The sequence below is a fragment of the Spongiivirga citrea genome (assembly GCF_010671565.1).
GTDB classification, from domain to species: Bacteria; Bacteroidota; Bacteroidia; order Flavobacteriales; family Flavobacteriaceae; genus Spongiivirga; species Spongiivirga citrea.
The window spans coordinates 188,929-207,193 of sequence record NZ_JAABOQ010000004.1; the positions used below are offsets into that span (position 1 = coordinate 188,929).

Annotated in this window: 18 protein-coding genes; 9 read left to right on the forward strand and 9 right to left on the reverse strand. The window is 36.1% G+C overall.

Going from position 1 to position 18,265, the window contains the following annotated elements; translation table 11 throughout:
- Positions 1-70 precede the first annotated feature (70 nt).
- From coaE to GWK10_RS10325, 9 genes are all read right to left on the reverse strand, one after another.
- Positions 71-655 carry a dephospho-CoA kinase gene (gene coaE / locus GWK10_RS10285; RefSeq protein ID WP_164032279.1) on the reverse strand — a complete coding sequence of 195 codons (585 nt, stop codon included), beginning with the start codon at positions 653-655 and terminating at the stop codon, positions 71-73.
- Positions 656-664: 9 nt separating this feature from the next.
- Complete coding sequence (locus GWK10_RS10290) at positions 665-1,627, reverse strand: CdaR family protein (RefSeq protein WP_164032280.1); 963 nt, start codon at positions 1,625-1,627, stop codon at positions 665-667.
- Between the two features lie 163 nt (positions 1,628-1,790).
- On the reverse strand, positions 1,791-2,795 hold the full coding sequence (locus GWK10_RS10295; RefSeq protein ID WP_164032281.1) for a glycosyltransferase: 1,005 nt from the start codon (positions 2,793-2,795) through the stop codon (positions 1,791-1,793).
- Positions 2,796-2,811: 16 nt separating this feature from the next.
- Positions 2,812-3,630, reverse strand: a complete 819-nt coding sequence (locus GWK10_RS10300) for an enoyl-ACP reductase FabI (RefSeq protein ID WP_164032282.1) — start codon at positions 3,628-3,630, stop codon at positions 2,812-2,814.
- 14 nt (positions 3,631-3,644) lie between these two features.
- Entirely contained in the window at positions 3,645-5,297 is a 1,653-nt protein-coding gene (gene recN / locus GWK10_RS10305; protein ID WP_164032283.1) for a DNA repair protein RecN, read from the reverse strand.
- Between the two features lie 195 nt (positions 5,298-5,492).
- Positions 5,493-6,383 (reverse strand): type IX secretion system protein PorD, encoded by an 891-nt coding sequence (gene porD / locus GWK10_RS10310; protein ID WP_164032284.1) that lies wholly within the window; start codon positions 6,381-6,383, stop codon positions 5,493-5,495.
- Positions 6,376-7,587 (reverse strand): bifunctional phosphopantothenoylcysteine decarboxylase/phosphopantothenate--cysteine ligase CoaBC, encoded by a 1,212-nt coding sequence (coaBC, locus tag GWK10_RS10315; RefSeq protein ID WP_164032285.1) that lies wholly within the window; start codon positions 7,585-7,587, stop codon positions 6,376-6,378. The genes porD and coaBC overlap by 8 nt, the downstream gene beginning before the upstream one ends.
- A 3-nt stretch (positions 7,588-7,590) precedes the next feature.
- The gene (locus GWK10_RS10320) at positions 7,591-7,914 is read right to left on the reverse strand and encodes a DNA-directed RNA polymerase subunit omega (protein WP_164032286.1); all 324 of its coding nucleotides are present in this window, start codon (positions 7,912-7,914) and stop codon (positions 7,591-7,593) included.
- A 21-nt stretch (positions 7,915-7,935) separates the two neighbouring features.
- Positions 7,936-8,748, reverse strand: coding sequence for an outer membrane protein assembly factor BamD (locus tag GWK10_RS10325; protein ID WP_164032287.1), 813 nt, complete (start codon positions 8,746-8,748; stop codon positions 7,936-7,938).
- A 287-nt stretch (positions 8,749-9,035) separates the two neighbouring features.
- On the opposite strand from GWK10_RS10325, the gene GWK10_RS10330 reads away from it, so the two are divergent.
- From GWK10_RS10330 to GWK10_RS10370, 9 genes are all read left to right on the forward strand, one after another.
- Positions 9,036-9,533: a GNAT family N-acetyltransferase gene (locus GWK10_RS10330; protein ID WP_239540742.1), complete on the forward strand. Its 498-nt coding sequence runs from the start codon at positions 9,036-9,038 to the stop codon at positions 9,531-9,533.
- 409 nt (positions 9,534-9,942) lie between these two features.
- On the forward strand, positions 9,943-11,070 hold the full coding sequence (locus GWK10_RS10335; RefSeq protein ID WP_164032288.1) for an alpha/beta hydrolase-fold protein: 1,128 nt from the start codon (positions 9,943-9,945) through the stop codon (positions 11,068-11,070).
- Between the two features lie 156 nt (positions 11,071-11,226).
- Positions 11,227-11,514: a hypothetical protein gene (locus GWK10_RS10340; protein ID WP_164032289.1), complete on the forward strand. Its 288-nt coding sequence runs from the start codon at positions 11,227-11,229 to the stop codon at positions 11,512-11,514.
- 258 nt (positions 11,515-11,772) lie between these two features.
- The gene (locus GWK10_RS10345; protein ID WP_164032290.1) at positions 11,773-12,228 is read left to right on the forward strand and encodes a hypothetical protein; all 456 of its coding nucleotides are present in this window, start codon (positions 11,773-11,775) and stop codon (positions 12,226-12,228) included.
- A gap of 454 nt (positions 12,229-12,682) precedes the next feature.
- On the forward strand, positions 12,683-14,227 hold the full coding sequence (locus GWK10_RS10350) for a purine-cytosine permease family protein (protein ID WP_204263120.1): 1,545 nt from the start codon (positions 12,683-12,685) through the stop codon (positions 14,225-14,227).
- A 2-nt stretch (positions 14,228-14,229) separates the two neighbouring features.
- Positions 14,230-15,714 carry a mannitol dehydrogenase family protein gene (locus GWK10_RS10355; protein WP_164032292.1) on the forward strand — a complete coding sequence of 495 codons (1,485 nt, stop codon included), beginning with the start codon at positions 14,230-14,232 and terminating at the stop codon, positions 15,712-15,714.
- Positions 15,715-15,826: 112 nt separating this feature from the next.
- Positions 15,827-16,654, forward strand: coding sequence for a LytR/AlgR family response regulator transcription factor (locus GWK10_RS10360; RefSeq protein ID WP_164032293.1), 828 nt, complete (start codon positions 15,827-15,829; stop codon positions 16,652-16,654).
- 115 nt (positions 16,655-16,769) lie between these two features.
- Positions 16,770-17,420 carry a CPBP family intramembrane glutamic endopeptidase gene (locus GWK10_RS10365; protein WP_164032294.1) on the forward strand — a complete coding sequence of 217 codons (651 nt, stop codon included), beginning with the start codon at positions 16,770-16,772 and terminating at the stop codon, positions 17,418-17,420.
- A gap of 282 nt (positions 17,421-17,702) precedes the next feature.
- Complete coding sequence (locus GWK10_RS10370; protein ID WP_164032295.1) at positions 17,703-18,203, forward strand: lipocalin family protein; 501 nt, start codon at positions 17,703-17,705, stop codon at positions 18,201-18,203.
- Positions 18,204-18,265 lie beyond the last annotated feature (62 nt).

Consider the following 18,265-nt stretch of genomic DNA (forward strand, 5'->3'; position numbering starts at 1 on the left):
TAACGTTTTGGGTAGTAGAGCGAATTGTGTTTAACCTATAATTAACAAAAATGTTAAAATTTTGAAGAGGCTAAATCTTTTCAATTAACTGATTGTGAATATACTTAACGTGTTCTCGAGTATCTGCGACGTCAATGTTTTCAATACAATAGGTAGCAAGCACTCGCTTTTTATCATCGCTCCATTGGTTGTTCATTCGCTTCAAAATCGTATCACGATCTGTTTTATCACGCTTCAACACTCTGTCGATTCTGGTTTCGATAGGCGCCGTTACCAAGATGGTAAAATCCAATTTTTTCTCACCTTCATTCTCAAAAATAATGGCCGCCTCCTTGAGAACATAAGGTGCATTTTTAGTGGTAACCCAATCTTTAAAATCTTGGTGTACAGCAGGGTGAACAATGCTGTTTAGGGCAGTTAGTTTTTCTTTATTATCAAATACTTGGCTAGCGATATATGATCGATTAAGTACGCCGTCAACATAAGCTTCCGCGCCGAATAATTTTGTTACTCCTGAGACAATAGCTTCCGATTCAACCATTAACCGCTTGGCTTCAACATCGGCGATGTAAACAGGAATGCCAAGTTCATTAAACATACTCGCTACGGTAGTTTTACCACTTCCTATTCCTCCAGTAAGTCCACCTATTTTCATTCGTGATTGCTATTTTTTTATAAGATAGTCTACAGAGCTACTTAGTAGTTGATAGTTAGTAACCTTATCTGTTGTCGATCTTAATTTAGGAATTAAGACCGCTCCCGCTTCTTTAATGTCATTGTAATCACAACTTATTGTAAAACTATCAGCATTAATGTCTTTATAGTTCTTTAGACTTACGTTATAAGATACTTTCAAACCAGCAGGAAATAATTTTACACTTACACCCTCAGGCACATTTAAAACTGTTATTGGGACTTCAACAGTACCTTCAGTAAATTTCCCTACCACGCCACTTACCACAATATTGGTAGTAGAAAAATTAATTATATCAAGACTATCGGGAATATTGATATCCAATTTTTCAATAAAATCACTATCAATATTTTTTAAGATAAGTGCCTCCGTTTCTAGTTCGGTAATCGCATCAACCAAATCTTCTCTTCCGTTTATTTCAACCATTTCAGGTTCGATAGTCACAGGTGCGGTAAGGTTGTAGCCCGCTTTAAAACTGAGATCGATCTTAGGCTTTAGGGCTATACTTTTTGTTTTATTAATTCCGAATTGAACAATAACTGAGTCTGGACTCAACTGCCCTATTTTTATTTCATTCGGAAATTGGCGTTGTAGCTTCGGCACATTTTGATTGAGTAAAAGAAAATGTTTGTCTTCTTTAAGTGCATTCGCATCAGCCAAGTCAACACTTAAATAAGGTTTGAAAAATCCGTATTTCAATAACCGAAATCCGTTACTTTTTAATTCAACATTGACCGTTTTTGAAGGATCGCCTAACAAAGTTTTCGTCTCTGGAACATTCTGATATCTCAAGTTAAACTCAATATTTGTTTCGTACTGTTGCGACAACTTGATCAAGGACCATAACAGAAAAGATATGAGCAGAAACAGCGCAAAAACATTGAGTTTATGCTGCTTTTTTAACTGACTAATAAAAGTTTTTATAATGTCCATACTATACCAAATATAACATAAAATTAGACTTAAATACTTGTTCATTTTCCTTCTTTCGTTATTGTAAATATCTTCCGTAGCAATGCTATGCAAAAGATTTACTGCTTCAAAAGAAGAAAAAGCAACTACCTATTTTTAGCCTAATTCTATATCACATCTGGTATTACTTTTTAAAGAACAATTTGGGGTACGCTTTTTCAGGATCTTTTTTTAACCAAGCAACATTAATGGTGGTATTAATAAATCCTGAACCATATCCATAGAATTGAATAAGTACTGCTGGAAGACTCATTAAGCCAACTAATAGACTTCTATTCTTAATGGTACTATCTAAAGTTAACACTAAAAAATAGATAGCAAAAGGTATTATGGCAAAATAAAATCCGATAGCAGAAAGCATAATGGCACATAGTAGCGCCAAACAGAATAGCAAGGGAAACCAAAAAACCAGTTTAGCGGTCTCAGGATGCCATGTATTTAAAATTGGACGCACCAACCCGAACTTATGCACCTGCTGATAAAATTTTGTAAAGGAAATGCGTCTTTTATGATACACAAATGCTTTTTCGAAAAGCCTTGTTTCATACCCTGCTTTCCAGATTCGTATCGCAAGATCTGGATCTTCTCCCGGATGAATGCGACCAAAACCATTTGTTTTCTGAAACGCCTCCTTAGAAAGCCCCATGTTAAAACTACGCGGTTGAAATTTACCTACAGACTTATTTTTACCGCGAATACCTCCTGTCGTAAACAACGAGGTCATACTGTAATTAATGGCTTTCTGTAAAGGAGAAAATGAGCTGTGAGCAGCATCTGGACCACCAAAGCAATGAACAAAATCTTTATCGAATGCAGAAGTAACTTCCCGCAAATAGTGTTTAGGTAATAAGCAGTCTGAATCTAAAATCAGGAAATAATCGCCTTTGGCCTTTTGCATGCCATAATTGCGACTATCTCCTGGTCCTGTATTCTCTTTTTTGTAATAACTTATTTGAAGTGATTCCCCATATTTTTCAATAACTTCTTCCGAAGTTTGCTGAGAACCATCTTCTACAATAACTACTTCAAATTCTTCTTCAAATTCCATTTTCTGCATGCTACTAAGCAGCTCATCGATCTCATCAGGTCGATTGTAAACGGGAATTATAAAAGAGAAATAATATTTCATTTAACCACGACAGGGTCTATTCTTCATCTTCAAAACGATCCATTACTTTCTCGCTTACTCCCATGTTTGAGAAACCACCGTCATTGTATAAATTTTGAAGTGTAACACGCTTGGTAAGGTCGGAAAATAAAGTAACGGTATAATCAGCACAATCATCGGCTGTTGCATTTCCTAACGGAGACATTTCCTCGGCATACTTGATAAAGCCACTAAAGCCTTTTACACCTTGACCAGCAGTAGTTGGTGTTGGCGATTGGGAAATGGTATTTACACGTACTTTTTTATCGCGACCGAAGAAGTAACCAAAACTTCTGGCAATCGACTCTAAATACGCCTTATTATCAGCCATATCATTATAATCAGGAAATACGCGTTGCGCTGCCATATAGGTCAAAGCAACAATACTTCCCCATTCGTTCATAGCGTCACTCTTATATAATGTCTGCATTACTTTATGAAAAGAAACAGCAGAAATATCCCATCCTTTAGCGGTCCAATCAGGTTTTAAATCGGTATAATGTCTTCCTTTACGTACATTTACCGACATACCAATTGAGTGCAGTACAAAATCTAATTTACCTCCTAATATCTCAACTGATTTATCTACCAAATTCTGAAGATCTTCAAAAGAGGTTGCATCGGCTGGAATAACTTCTGAACCTGTTTTTTTTGCCAGTTCATTGATTGCTCCCATTCGCAATGCAACGGGTGCATTAGTTAATACAAACTTCCCTCCTTCCTCATGCACTCTTTCGGCCGTTTTCCATGCGATTGAATTCTCATCTAAAGCACCAAAAATGATTCCTCTTTTTCCTTTTAATAAATTGTATGACATTGGTTTTTAGTTTTCTAGTTTAATAATTGTTTAGCGTGCGCCATGGCCGATGAAGAAATCTCTTTTCCGCCAAGCATTTGTGCAATTTCTATAATACGATCATCCTCATTTAGTCTTTTTAGACTTGTGGTTGTGATCTCGTTAATATCTTCTTTATATACTTTGTAATGACTATTGCCTTTAGCCGCAATTTGTGGCAAATGCGTAATGGTAAACACCTGCATTGTTTTACTCATTTGCTGCATGATGGCTCCTATTTTGTTGGATACTTCACCAGAAACACCAGTATCTATTTCATCAAACATGATGGTTGGTAAACGCATATATTTTGATAATATAGCTTTTATCGATAACATGATCCTAGATAATTCACCACCACTGGCCACCTTTTTTAGTTCACCAAAACTGGTACCTTTATTCGCTGCAAAATGGAATTGTAATGTTTCTTTTCCATTGGAAAAAAATGTATCTGCAAGTGTCGTTTGAATATCAAAACGCGCATTTACCATTCCTAAATCAGCTAATATACTTGTCAGTTGATTTGTTAGGGTTGGAATTGCCTTTTGGCGCTTTTCATGAATAGTTTCTGCTATTTTATTTAAGGCACTTTCCGCCTTTGTAACTGCCAATTGCTTCGCCTCTATCTCTGTCTCAATATTGTGAACGGTGCTTACCTTTTGTTCTAGGTCTTCTTGAATCTTAATCAATTCATCAATACCTAAAACAGCATGCTTTTTCTGCAGATCGTAAATAGCTTGTAACTTATCGTTTACTTGATTTAATTTCTGAGGATCGGCTTCTAGATTGTCATTGGCATCTTCAATGGCTGTAGAGACATCATCTAATTCGATCAGGATGCTATGAATACGTTCTTGTAATAGTTTGTATTCAGATGATAGCTGACTAGCTTGTTCTAAGCTATTTCGTAGTTGAGTTGCATTGCTTAAAATCCCGATTTGCTCATCATTCAACACTTTGTTTGCAGTTGCAAGATGAAGTTTGATCTCTTCGACATTATTCAAAGTCTCATAGGTCGATTCAAGACTTTCCAGTTCGCCTGCAATAAGATTTGCTTCCACTAATTCATTCAGCAAAAACTCATTATAATCCTGTTCTTTAGAAGCGTTTTGTTCGAATGCAAGCAGTTCATTTAAGGTACGCTGCGCAGTTTTATATACTTTATATTGCTCTTGATAAGCTTCTAAATCATCATTAGTAGCTGCCAATGCATCAATCACTTTAAATTGGAATGCATTTTCCGTTAGTTGCATTGTTTGATGTTGCGAGTGTACATCAATTAAATAACTACCTAAACCAGATAATACATTCAAATTTACAGGAGAGTCATTTACAAAGGCTCTTGATTTTCCTGAAGGAAGAATTTCTCTTCTTATAATCGTCTCCACTTCATAATCCAGATCATTCTCCTTAAAAAACTCGCGTAATTGATAGCCTTCAATTAAAAAAGAAGCCTCAATAATGCATTTTCTATCTTGATTTTTAAGAGAAGAAAGATCAGCTCGCTTACCAAGCACCAAGGCCAAACCACCAAGTAAAATTGATTTACCAGCACCAGTTTCACCAGTAATAATTATCAGTCCATCAGAGAATTGAACATCTAACGAATCGATTAATGCATAGTTTTTTATGGAAAGTGATGAAAGCAATTGGTTCGGTTTTTTGGTCTTTCTTTTAGGAAACAAATATACCGCTTAGATGGGAAATACTAGTTACGAATTTTGATTTACGAATGTCTAGTTTTGAGTTCAGAGTTATGAGTGCGGAGTTATAAGTTAAAAGTATTACTATGGGAGATATGATAAACTAAAAAAAACTCATATCTAATCTCAAAAATCTTGATTCTAGAATTTAATCCCTTCCCACTTCGAGGCGTAAAAAGGTGCAATTTTATTGAGTGTTTCTACAGTTCTAGTGATACTTATTTGAGGGCCGTCAGAGAAAATACTGAGTACCTCATCACTTTTGGTGTCGAAGAAAGTTTGAAGTAAAAATGAATTAGGTCGGCGCTTGTTCATCAAACTCAAAATATTAAAGGTGTTTGATATTTTAACCTTTGCTTTTTTTGGGTCCTCATGCATTAAATCTAAACCTTGACGGTGGTATTGATACATGACTTGGTGAAATTCCTTGAAGGTATTAGACTGTAAATTATCACTTAACCAAAAACGGTTCCTTCTATTGTTGTCCGCCTGATTCCAGCCTTTAAAACCACTTTGCTGTGCTTGGTTTAATATTTGTTGCGCAATGGCAAAATACTCCTTCCCTCCATCTGGAGTAAAGGTGGCCGCGTCCATACCAATCATTATATAAACGTAATAGCTAATTACCGAAACAAGGTTCGATTCAAAGTTATTCGGATTAAATACTAATGGTTGAAACTCTATGTACTGAAACGCAAAGTCGTTGTCTTTATGAAAGAATACTGGCGTTAAATAGGTAGAGTTATACACTGGTCTCGACACCTGTAACTGAATACTCGCCTGAAAATTACCAGAGTCAAACTGCGATACATTAACAAGCATATTCGAGCTTATCTTTTCAGAATTGGTATAGCGTTTATTGGTCCACTTTCTCTTATTAACGAAGTCGTTTAACGAGCGTTCGAGCGTTTGAAATATCTGCTGATTGGTTTGCCCGATCTTGTCAGAATTAACGGTAACCTTACAATTAAGCTCTTGTGCTGTGGTTAACAACATTGAACTGCAAAACAATAAGCACAAAAATCTACGCATTGGTTTTCTCTAAAATGACCTTAAAAATATCTTTTGCTACCTCACTTTTTGACTTGAGCTCGTAGCGATATACATTTAATTCCTTATCAATTATAGTGATTTTATTGGTGGGTTGTTTAAAACCAGCACCTTTATCATTTAAAGAATTTAGTACAATCATGTCTAAATTCTTTTTTTCAAGCTTCCCTTTGGCGTTACCTTCTTCGTTTTCTGTCTCTAAAGCAAAGCCAACCAGAAATTGCTCTTTTTTAATTTCACCCAAAGACTTTAAAATATCTTGAGTTGGCTCTAATTGAATCTCCAACTTCGCATCTTTCTTCTTTATTTTTTGAGTTGCTACGCTTTTTGGCTTATAATCTGCCACCGCAGCTGCACAGATGGCAATATCAACTTGATTGTAAATAGCGTGACAAGCATCATACATCTCTTGCGCACTATTTACAGGAATCACATTAATTAAAGAATGAACGACTGTTTGATTGGTTGGCCCAGTTACCAAATGCACCTCAGCACCGAGATTTGCTGCCACTTTTGCTAGCTCAAATCCCATTTTACCACTACTATGATTACCTATAAAACGTACAGGATCGATCGCTTCGTATGTGGGACCAGCAGTCATGAGTATTTTTTTTCCTCGAAGTGGCAATTTACTCAACATATCCGCTTCTATAAAAGCGACGATATCTTCTGGTTCAGCCATTCTTCCTTGACCAGAAAGTCCGCTTGCCAGTTCACCACTAGTTGCAGGAATCATGATATTACCAAAGGATTGCAATTTCTCGAAAGATGCAGTAGAACTCGGGTGTTTGTACATATCCAAATCCATTGCTGGAGCGAAATATACAGGACATTTTGCCGAGAGGTATGTCGCTAACAAAAAGTTATCGCTAGCACCCGAAGCCATTTTAGACAAGCTATTTGCCGTAGCTGGAGCTATAATGAAAATATCGGCCCATAAACCTAGCTCAACATGATTATTCCAGACCGCGCCTTCGTTTTCTTCATCCGTAAACGAAGAAACAACTGGGTTTTTGGACAGCGTGGAGAGCGTTAGGGGGGTAACAAAATCGGATGCTGAAGGCGTCATTACGACACGAACCTCAGCACCCGATTTTATAAAAAGCCTTACTAACGAAGCTGTTTTATATGCGGCAATACCAGCAGTTACGCCAAGTAGTACCTTTTTACTTCGTAAGACAGACATTTATTAAGCGTCTTTTTCTGTATTGCGGTGATAGATCTTAGCTTCTAACCACTCTTGTAAAGCCAATGCGTGTGGCTTTGGAAGTTTTTCGTAAAACTTAGAAACCTCAATTTGCTCTTTGTTTTCAAAAACTTCTTCTAAGCTATCGTTATACGTAGCAAACTCCTCTAACTTTTCGATTAACTCTTTTTTAATCTCAGAGTTGATTTGAATAGCTCTTTTTGCAACAATTGAAATGGCTTCGTAAATATTATCGGTTGGTTGATCGAACTCATTTCGATTTATGGTAACCGTGTTTACTGGTGCCTCTGTTTTCTTTAAATCCATATCTGCTATAACTAACTTTTCTTATTTTGTTTCCTGATAATCGACTAATTCTTCGTCGATATCAGTAATTAACTTATCTGCCATTTTAATAAACTCACCTTCTGGTCTAAATGCTTTAAGGTCATCATATGCCTCTCTGGCTTCGGTAAGTCTAGTTTTCTTCAAATACTCATAAGTGTTCATTGCTCGTCTATAAGCCGAATCGAACTTGTAATATAGTGCTTCTTCCTTAAATGGTGTACCGGGATGATCTACTATAAAATTATCTAAAGCTGTAATCGATGAGCGATAATCTCTAATGGTATTGTATTGCTTTGCAATTTCAAATGCCTTTTTATCCAATTTTAAACGAAGCTGTCTTACCATATCGTTAGCTTCAGGAATTTCCTTTGCTGAAGGATATGCATTAATAAAAGCCTGTAATTTTTGAATTGCTGTGATAGTTTCTTCCTGGTCAATACTGTATTTAGGAGAAAGTTTGAATGTACTTTTCGCAGCTAAAAATGCTGCTTCTTGAAGTTTCTCGCTTTTAGGATGTGACTTTACAAAACGATCAAACTGATATGCAGCAGTGTAGTAGTCTTTTATTTGATAGTAACTGTTTGCATAGAAAAACACGATACGCTCCGCCTGAGGTTTCCCTCTAAACTTAGGTATGATTTGTTCAAACAAACGATTGGCTCTTTTAAAATCGCCAGCGTCGTAGTACTGTTGGGCAAGTTCGTACTTGACCTTAGTATCTTCCGACTTTAATGCTTTTTGATACTCGTTACATGAAACAAGTACTGAAAAACAAGCTACTACGAAAAGAAATTGTGCTACTTTTTGAAACATCGTGCAAAATTAGAAAATTATACGGTATTTAAAAGGATTTAATAAAGGAACTTACCCCCTGCCAAATCTATTATCTGGCGCCTAAATTAATCGCTAAATAGAAACGAGCTGTATTTTTAGAAATAGTTTAACGTTATCAGGTATGTCATGATATTTTTATGACCAATTAAATCTTGCTATATCTGGCTCATTTTTTGTATAAATGAATTTGACAAAAAAGCTTTTTATATCTCCTTTAAAATATAGGGTTATGAGAAATAAAAAATTAAATTGCGTATAAACACAAGTTGGCATTAATTAAGAAAACTGAATTGAAAATTAGAGAAGCACATAGAAATGATTATACCATTTCAACTGACAAGGATAAATTAGATATTTTGAACATTCACAAATTCCTTGCAAACGAAACTGATTGGGCTAACGGAATTCCAATTAATACTTTAAAAACATCAATTGAAAACTCTTTGAATTTTGGGCTTTATTACGAAAACAAGCAAATTGGCTTTGCTAGAATAATTTCAGACTATTCAACTATTGCATATTTAGGAGATGTTTATGTTTTAAAGGAATATAGAGGAAAGGGACTAAGTAAATGGCTGATAAATGAAATAATGGAACACCCTAATCTCCAAGGATTAAGACGCTGGATTTTGTTAACTGACACAGCTGAGTGGCTTTATAAAAAATTTGGCTTTACAGAAATACCTAATCCTGAATTTTATATGGAGAAACACAACCCGAATGTATATAACGCAACAGATAAAACTAATGCCAACAATGTATAACCGTTCAGGGAAATTGCCCACGCCCGTAACTTCGCTATGAAATTTTAAAACTTCACATCTACATAAAAGACACCTCAAGAACAGTAAATATCAACTAGCGTAAGTTAGGGCAGTAATCAAAATCTCAAGACTATCGTAGTTCTCAATTTCCCTGAACGGTTACCGAATAAAACGCTGAAAAACCTAAAGACAAAACCAATAAATCTCGGCATGAAGCACACAATATTCATGAACCACTTATAAAGCGCATCCGGCGTTATGAAAGCTCAACGCGAGGCAGACCAAATCCAAAAAATGCCTATCTTCACAAGTGAACAATAACAAATCACCAAAAAAAGCAGAACAACCAAAACGCCGCACACGCTTTATACGGTGACTGTAGTAGAACATTGACACAAGACCTAAAACTATGAAGCTCTTATTCGCTTTTATCACTTGCTCTTTTCTAATTACAATATGTCCGGCGCAAGAAAACAATTCTCAAATTTCTATTGGAGTTAATCATATTATAAAATCATCTAATTTAAATGAAGAAAGAGTGATTCAAGTCCACACACCCGATGGATATTCAGAATCTGAACAAAAATATCCAGTACTGTATATATTGGATGGACAACAGTACTTTTTAAGTGGTGTAGGGGTTCAAAAAGCCTTGCGTAAGCCACGTGCTATCCCAAAAATGATTATAGTAGGCATTAATGATAACGAATCATCGAGATGGACGTGGTTTGGAGATGAAAAAGAGAAATTTTCAAGCTTTTTAATTGATGAAGTTATCCCTTTTATTAACTCTAGCTACAGAACAAATGAAGAACATATAATTTTTGGTTGGGAAGGTGCTGCTTATTATGCGAGTGAATTGATTTTAAAACATCCTGAGGCTTTTAATGGGGTAATATTAAGTAACGGCGGCTATGCTTCTAAAGAAATAATCAAAGACTTTAGCAAAACCAAAGCCACTTATCTATATATGGCCAATTCGAAAAAGGATATTTATAACATAAGTTATACTGCAGAATTTCATGAGATTTTGAAAGAACATGGTCCCCAAAACCTCGTTTGGAAATATGATTTATACAATGATGAAATACATGAGAGCTTAGCACACTTAGCACTCTACAAGGGATTAAAATTCTATTATCACAACTATAATTCACTTGTTTTTGAAAGTATACAACAATACATTGATTTGGGCGGAATGGATTACTTGAATACATATTTTAAAGAACGAGCAAAACGATTCGGTGGAAACGAGGCTATAGACAATAGCACAAAAAATGGATTAATTTGGTTAGCATGGAACAAAGATAATTTTAAATATTTCAATCTGTTCATGACTGAATTCAAAGATGTTTTAACTACAAAAAGATATGCTTCTGCATATTGGCAAAATCGCTTTGGGCAGTTCTACTTAAAACATAAAGATTACCAAAATGCTATTAACCATTTTAATGCAGGGCTTACTAAATATCCAAACTCAAGATTTGAAAAACAAATGAAAGAAGGACTCAGCGATGCGAAAAGCAGGAAAGACTAATTATTTAAAACAGAAAATACAATAAACACTCTACAACAATGGCCAAAAGTAATTGCTTGTTCTCGCGGATTTTCGGTTAGGTGCATACTTGCAAAAGTTAAGTGCTAACGCATGCAACTACTCATAGCGGAAACTGTTGGGCGCTATTAAAAAACAATGAATAAAACTTATACTATAGAACTAAACGGAATTATTCTCGGCACTAGTATGCTGGAAAAAGCGGACCCTTCCATGGGCGTAGTGTTTGGAGAAATTATAATTCGGAATAGTCAAATCGACTATCTCTTTTTAAAATCTTTTTGTGAAAATAACGGAATTGAATTGGCTAGTGATTATCCAGAAGGCAAATTGATTTCGACTACGACTATTGACTCTTTAAAAGTTACAAACTCTGAAGGAATTGCAATTGAGGGGGGTTGGAAATCAAATATCTGGAATGGATAGTGAAGGATTTGAAATTTCATTAGAAGGAATTCCCTACCCTTTTTATGAAGAGGAATTTCCTCATCATGTAAGAGAATCTGAAAACAGGTTTAAATAAAAATAAACGAACGTCTAACAACGGCTATAATTCATTGCGCCCGAAATTTCCTTCGGAATTTCCTCGCTGAAAACAATGGGTTCTCTCCTTTTTGCTATCTTAACCTCTACGTAACGAAACAATACACAAACACGTTGTATGTAATTAAAATAAACATAGGTATGAGTACTCAAACAGAAATTAAACTATCATCTAATTGGACTAATGTAGGGCTTTATGGTGGAAGCCTTCTAGTTTTATTTATGATTCCTATTCTGATTTTTGCTACCAAAGAGCAAGAATTTCATATGGGAATGTTACTTGCAGGAATTATATTTTTGGCTCTAATTGGATTTTTAATATACTTATTCATTTATACCTGTGATGCCAGAATTATTGAGGATAAAATCATTTTGAAAAAACAATTTAGACGAGCAAAGTCGTATTCATTTGATAGGATTGGATATCCAACATCTTTTCAGTTAAAGAGGACCAAATACATTACAGTCGAAATGAAAAATGACGATAATTCGACTGAAAAGTATCTTATAATGAACTCAAAATCATTATTGTCTTTTGAAAATAAAGATGCGGAACAAGCATTAATAAGTTTACGAAATTCGACTCGAAAGAAATAAAAACTAAACACAGCTAAGTGTTTAGCGAATAAGATGCGATTTATGGCTAATAGTGAGGTACGCCTCACCTCGCTATATATAGTAGACAAACAGGTAAATTGTCTATGCCGATCAATTTCAAAAATTAAGTATCTTCACAAGCAAACTATAGCGAATCATTAAATCAAAGCACAATTTTCATAACACAACATAAGCTTTATCCGATACCCGACCGTGGTAATCTATTTAGGATATAAATACTAATCCATAAGCTCGTCTTTGTACAACTAACCAAACAAACATGCAAGAAAAGACAAACTTCCAACAATTTGAAAATCTAGACGAAGAACAATTACCAGTAGCTAAACACAAATTACACGATTGGACTCATTTTGCAGGCCTCTACGCTGCCGAACATGTTGCAGCAACAGAGTTTGTAATTGGGGCGACCTTTGTGGCACTTGGCGCCAAGACGATGGATATCATCCTCGGTCTTCTGATTGGTAATATTCTGGCCGTACTAAGCTGGAGATTCATCACTTCCCCTATCGCAGTTGATACCCGCTTAAGCCTCTATACCTATCTGAATAAGATTGCAGGTGACTCGATGACAAAACTGTATAATTGGGCCAATGTCATTATCTTTTCAGTGATTTCGGCCGCAATGATAACAGTCTCATCCACTGCAGTGCGTTTTGCCTTTGATATTCCGGCACAACTCAATTGGTACCCGACCAATGCTTGGTTTATATTGATTGTATTGGCTGTTGGTATCGTTGTCGTGTCAATTGCGATCTATGGTTTCAATGCCGTTTCTGAATTCTCGGGCATATGCGCTCCATGGCTCTTTGTGATGTTTACTAGTGGTGCTATGGTGCTACTTCCTGCCTTATCCTTAGATGTATTAGATAAAACTTTACCAGCTGGATGGGCTGATTTTATGACCCTCGGCGATCAGAGTATCTGGACAGGCATCAACAGCGATGGCGAGCCTGGAATCGGATTAGTAGAAGTCATCGGTTTTGGTTGGGCTGCTAATACCATTACGCATTTCGGATTGATTGATATGGCTCTGCTACGTTTTGCTAAAAAGAAGAACTATGGATATGCAACCAGTACGGGTATGATGTTCGGTCATTATGTAGCATGGATTGCAGCTGGAATCATGGGTGCCGGTGCCGCCGTCATATTAGGAAAATCTATTGTAGAACTCGATCCAGGTGATGTGGCTTATTATGCTTTAGGCCTGTCAGGTTTTGTGATTGTTATTGTTGCCGGTTGGACTACCGCGATTACGAATTTGTACAGGGCAGGTTTGGCAGCACAAGCAATTTTTTTCAACCATTCTCGAAAGAAAACGACTATTGTGGTTGGTTTGGTCACCGTAGCCATCGCTTGTTTCCCTTTTGTGTTTTCACAAATACTGCCACTACTAACTTATGCTGGGTTGTTGGTTGTTCCCGTAGGAGCGATTGTGTTTGCCGAACATCAGATTTTCCCTAGAATTGGTTTTACACGATATTGGTCTTCATACCGCAAACTAACCTTTAGCATGCCTGCAGTTGCCTCCTGGGGCTTGGGCTTAGTCTTCGGATTTGGCTTGAATTTTTTAGATGTAATTTCCTTCTATTATCTGTTTATTCCTACATGGTTTTTTACCATCGCGGTGTATACGTTGCTCGCATCTAAATACGGTGCGAAAGAGAATTATGCGGAGGAAGTAAAAGAAGAAGAAGTCCGGATGGAAACGATTGAACGTTTTCAAGAGGAACAAGCAAAGAATGAGCCCAGTATTGCAAAGGATGTTTCTTTATTCTCGAAAGGATTAAAATTCATAGCCATTTCGGCCTTGGTAGCTACTTTGGTATTGGCCTGTAATGTGATGTTCGGTAGTGCTACAGAAACAAATTATATTGAAAACCGTGAACTCTTTTATAGGTATGCATTCATCTGTACCATCATTTATTTTGTGCTAGCCTATTGGGCGCTTAAACGCGGAAAATCAAATACAGTAGCATAGGTATGAAAACATCCATACAACTTCAACAAGAAAATTTAGAAGAATTGGGAAGCAATATGCCTGTTCCAACATATAACCGAACGGACAATAAAATTGGAATTGTACATGTCGGCGTTGGCGGATTCCATCGTGCGCATCAAGCATATTATTTGCATCAACTACGACAGCTGGGGGAAGCCCCAGACTGGGGAATCTGTGGAATCGGTTTACGCGATGCAGATACCAAAATAAAGAACATTTTAAAAACGCAAGACCATCTCTACACGCTTATGGTGAAACACCCAGATGGAAAAATCGAACCAGAAGTTATTGGGTCGATAGTTGACTTTGAAATGGGAACTACCGATCCAGAACTAGTCATAGCCCGTATGGCAAATGCGAATACAAAAATAGTATCACTGACCATTACTGAGGGAGGTTATAATTTCAATCCTACCACGGGAAAATTCAATTTTGACAATCCTGACATACAACATGAATTACGCCATCCACAAGACCCAAAAACCGTCTATGGTTTTTTAACTGCCGCCTTAAAAAGACGACGAGATACGGGCTTGCCTGCTTTTACCATTTTGTCTTGTGATAATATCGAACATAACGGAGATATGGCGCGTAAGATGCTTCTTGCTTTTGCCAAAGTGCAAGATGAGGAACTGGCAACATGGATTGCCCAAGAAGTCCGCTTTCCCAATAGCATGGTCGACCGTATTACACCAGTAACGACCAAAGCTGATATTGATACTCTGGCTCAAAACTATGGTGTAGACGATGCTTGGCCAGTGACTTGCGAACCTTTTATACAATGGGTGGTTGAAGATACATTCTCGAACGGACGACCTCCCTTTGAAAAAGTAGGTGTCCAATTTGTACCTGATGTAGGTCCGTATGAGAAAATGAAATTACGACTCCTAAATGCAGGGCATTCAGTTTTGGGAATTTTGGGAGCGATTCACGGGCACACGACCATCAATGCATGTGTAGAAGATGAAGTCTTTGCAAACTACTTACGTGCATTCTTAGACGAAGAAGCTACACCTGTTTTAGGAGACATTGAAGGCATAAATTTGGAGGACTACAAAGACAGCCTCTTAGAACGTTTTGCCAATCCTAATATAAAAGATAGTGTTAGCCGTATTTGCTCAGAAAGCTCGGCTAAACTGCCTAAATTTTTAATCCCAACCCTACATGAGAATTTAGCGGCAGGAGGAAGTTTCAAATTCGCCACTTTAGTCTTAGCAGCATGGTGTTACTATAGTGATAAACAGCTAGACCAACATGGAAAACCACTCGAAATTATTGATGCAATGTCGAATGAATTACACAACATGGCTTCAGAAACGAAAGATGACCCTCTAGCCTTTATTAAACAAGAAAGTCTGTTTGGAGATCTAGCAAAAAAAGATAGTTTTGCTAGTACCTACACTTCAATGTTACAGAAATTGTATACAGGCATTAAGATCAATGAACTGATGCAAAGCATGATTTAGAGCAGTTCATCCGATTTCTAAACTTTGGTAGAATTCAAAAATAAAATACCCACAACAAAGAACTGAGGTAAAAAACGACTCTTTTCAAGTTTATATTGACACAAAATTTTCAATGAAAGCAATAATTATTCTTTTAAAACAGAAAATTAATTTTTCAAATTTTTGGGTCAAAACTGGTTTAATAGTTATAACACTATCAATTTTTGCCAATCACCTTAGTAAACCCGAAAACTTTCCACTACATAAATCCTATAAATTCCCGTGGTTTCCTATAGTTGTTTCAATTCTTCTTGCTGGTATCGCCCTAATTATCGCTTATTTCAATTTTAATTACTTCAAAAGAAGACATTTGGTTGAAAAAGTTACGGTGCACCTAATTTTCCGTTTTCTATTCACGACCTTGGGATATATTTCGATTGTCTATATCCTCTTTTACTTTACTTTAAATGGATTGATAAACGGAATCAACTCCTATAACCTTTATGGTCTACTAACAGGGTACTCTATTTCTATGCTATCATGTACAATAGTCATTACGCTGTTGTTCGCAACGGATATATATAGACTTCATAAGTTCGCATCTATTCAAGGAAAGCTTAAAGTGGAACATGCTGGCAAAATCACCTTGGTAGGTTATGATGAAATCGCATTTTTTTACAGCGAAAACAAAATAGTCTATATTATAAAAACTGATGGCACTTCAATTGTTACAGATTTTACTTTAAACGAAGTTGAACCCAAAATCAGCGAACAAAGCTTTTTCAGAGCAAATAGACAAACCATTCTTCATGCTCGGTCTATTGAACAAGTACAATCCATAGAAAATGGAAAACTACAAGTACTACTCAAACCTACATTGTTTGACAAAAACGCTTTTCAAATAACCATCAGCAGATATAAAAAGCAAGCTTTTATGGACTGGTTTGAAAATAAGATGTAAGTCTGGCCGATTATTCAGCTATTATTTTTATACCATTCAGTAAAAATTCCTGATTTTCTGCAATTTCCCATTATGAGCTATTGTTAATTCGTTTAAAATTTAAAACGAATAAAAAATGAATAAATCCTTTTTAACTACCAAATTGACACCTGTAATCACTATCATTCTTTGCTGTATTTTATACATGTCAGGTTATTTTCAAATGATTATAGCGGCGATATTAATGATAATAGCGAGTGCAGTAGAATACAAAAAAGACTTTTTCAGCTCTTTAGGGTTTCAGCGTAAAAGATTTAATGTTAAAAGCTTATTAGTTATCGCGCCAATATATGGGGCCGTAATTTTCCTGTTTTATTACTACGTCATGCTTCCTAGTATTACTTACATTACGGGGCAACCCATTGACTTTTCTGTGTTCAAACCCTATGCTGGCAACTTGCCTAAAACACTTAGTTTATTGGCACTTATATGGGCATCGGCAGCATTTGCTGAAGAAATTGTTTTTAGAGGCTATTTAATGCGACAGTTCACCCAATTTTTTGGCTCAAGTAACATAAGTCTTGTTATTAACATCCTACTATTTGGGTTTCTTTTTGGTTGGGTACACGCCTATCAAGGGATAACCGGCCAGATATTATCCGGTATGACAGGTATGATACTTGCCATTATTTTTCATCTCCGTAAGAGTGACTTATGGTTCAACATCGCTGTTCATGGTTTTATTGATACGGTCGCTTTGGTTTATATATATTATGGATGGATTTAATTGTTTAAAACGCTTAAAACCTATGTAAAAAATAGCTAATAGAGCATAAATCGAATAGATTTATGCTCATTCACTATCTTTCCTTTTGTAGAAAAATAAGTGTACTAAATGGGACCCGAAAACCTTTCTAGAAAAAATAAGTTCACTATATAAAACGCAGCATTTCATAATGTTCAGAATTAGTTGAGAACGACTGGTAACTATTCTTAAACCAACCTTTGGTAATTAGACGCAACTTTTCATTAAAGTAATCATCATGTTAATAGACTTAAGATCATTTAAATGAAAAAAATCGGATTATTTCTCGTAGTAATTTCTTTTTTATCCTGTTCTAAAGGCAAGGATTCCACTATAGATCCAAATTTAATTGGGCTATGGGAAATTTCTTCTGAATTGGGAATTAATGATATTCCAAGTGTTCAAAACGAAGGCTATGAACGCGTTACACAATTCAATTTTAATATGGATGGATCCTTTGAATTTGGGAGTTTTATTAGAAATATTAATTCAAGGAGTATCCTGGCTTATAGCCAGAGATATTTGGGGACTTATGAAATTGAAGGAGATCGATTGAATCTTACCTATGACTATTGGGGTGCTCAACCTTTAGATGATCAATATGGCGACTTACAAAGCCTAGATGAGCTTATCTTGGTCAATGAAAACCAATTATGGAGTTTCACGTATTCAATAAGCGACAATCAAAAAATTGTTTTCGACTATGATCCTTGCGGACCTGCTGAAAATTGTATTGATAGTTCTACTCTTTATCGTGTAGATTGATTTTTCAGATTATTGATAGCTCGCCACAGAAAGCATAACACGCTTTTATGGTAAAAGTTCAT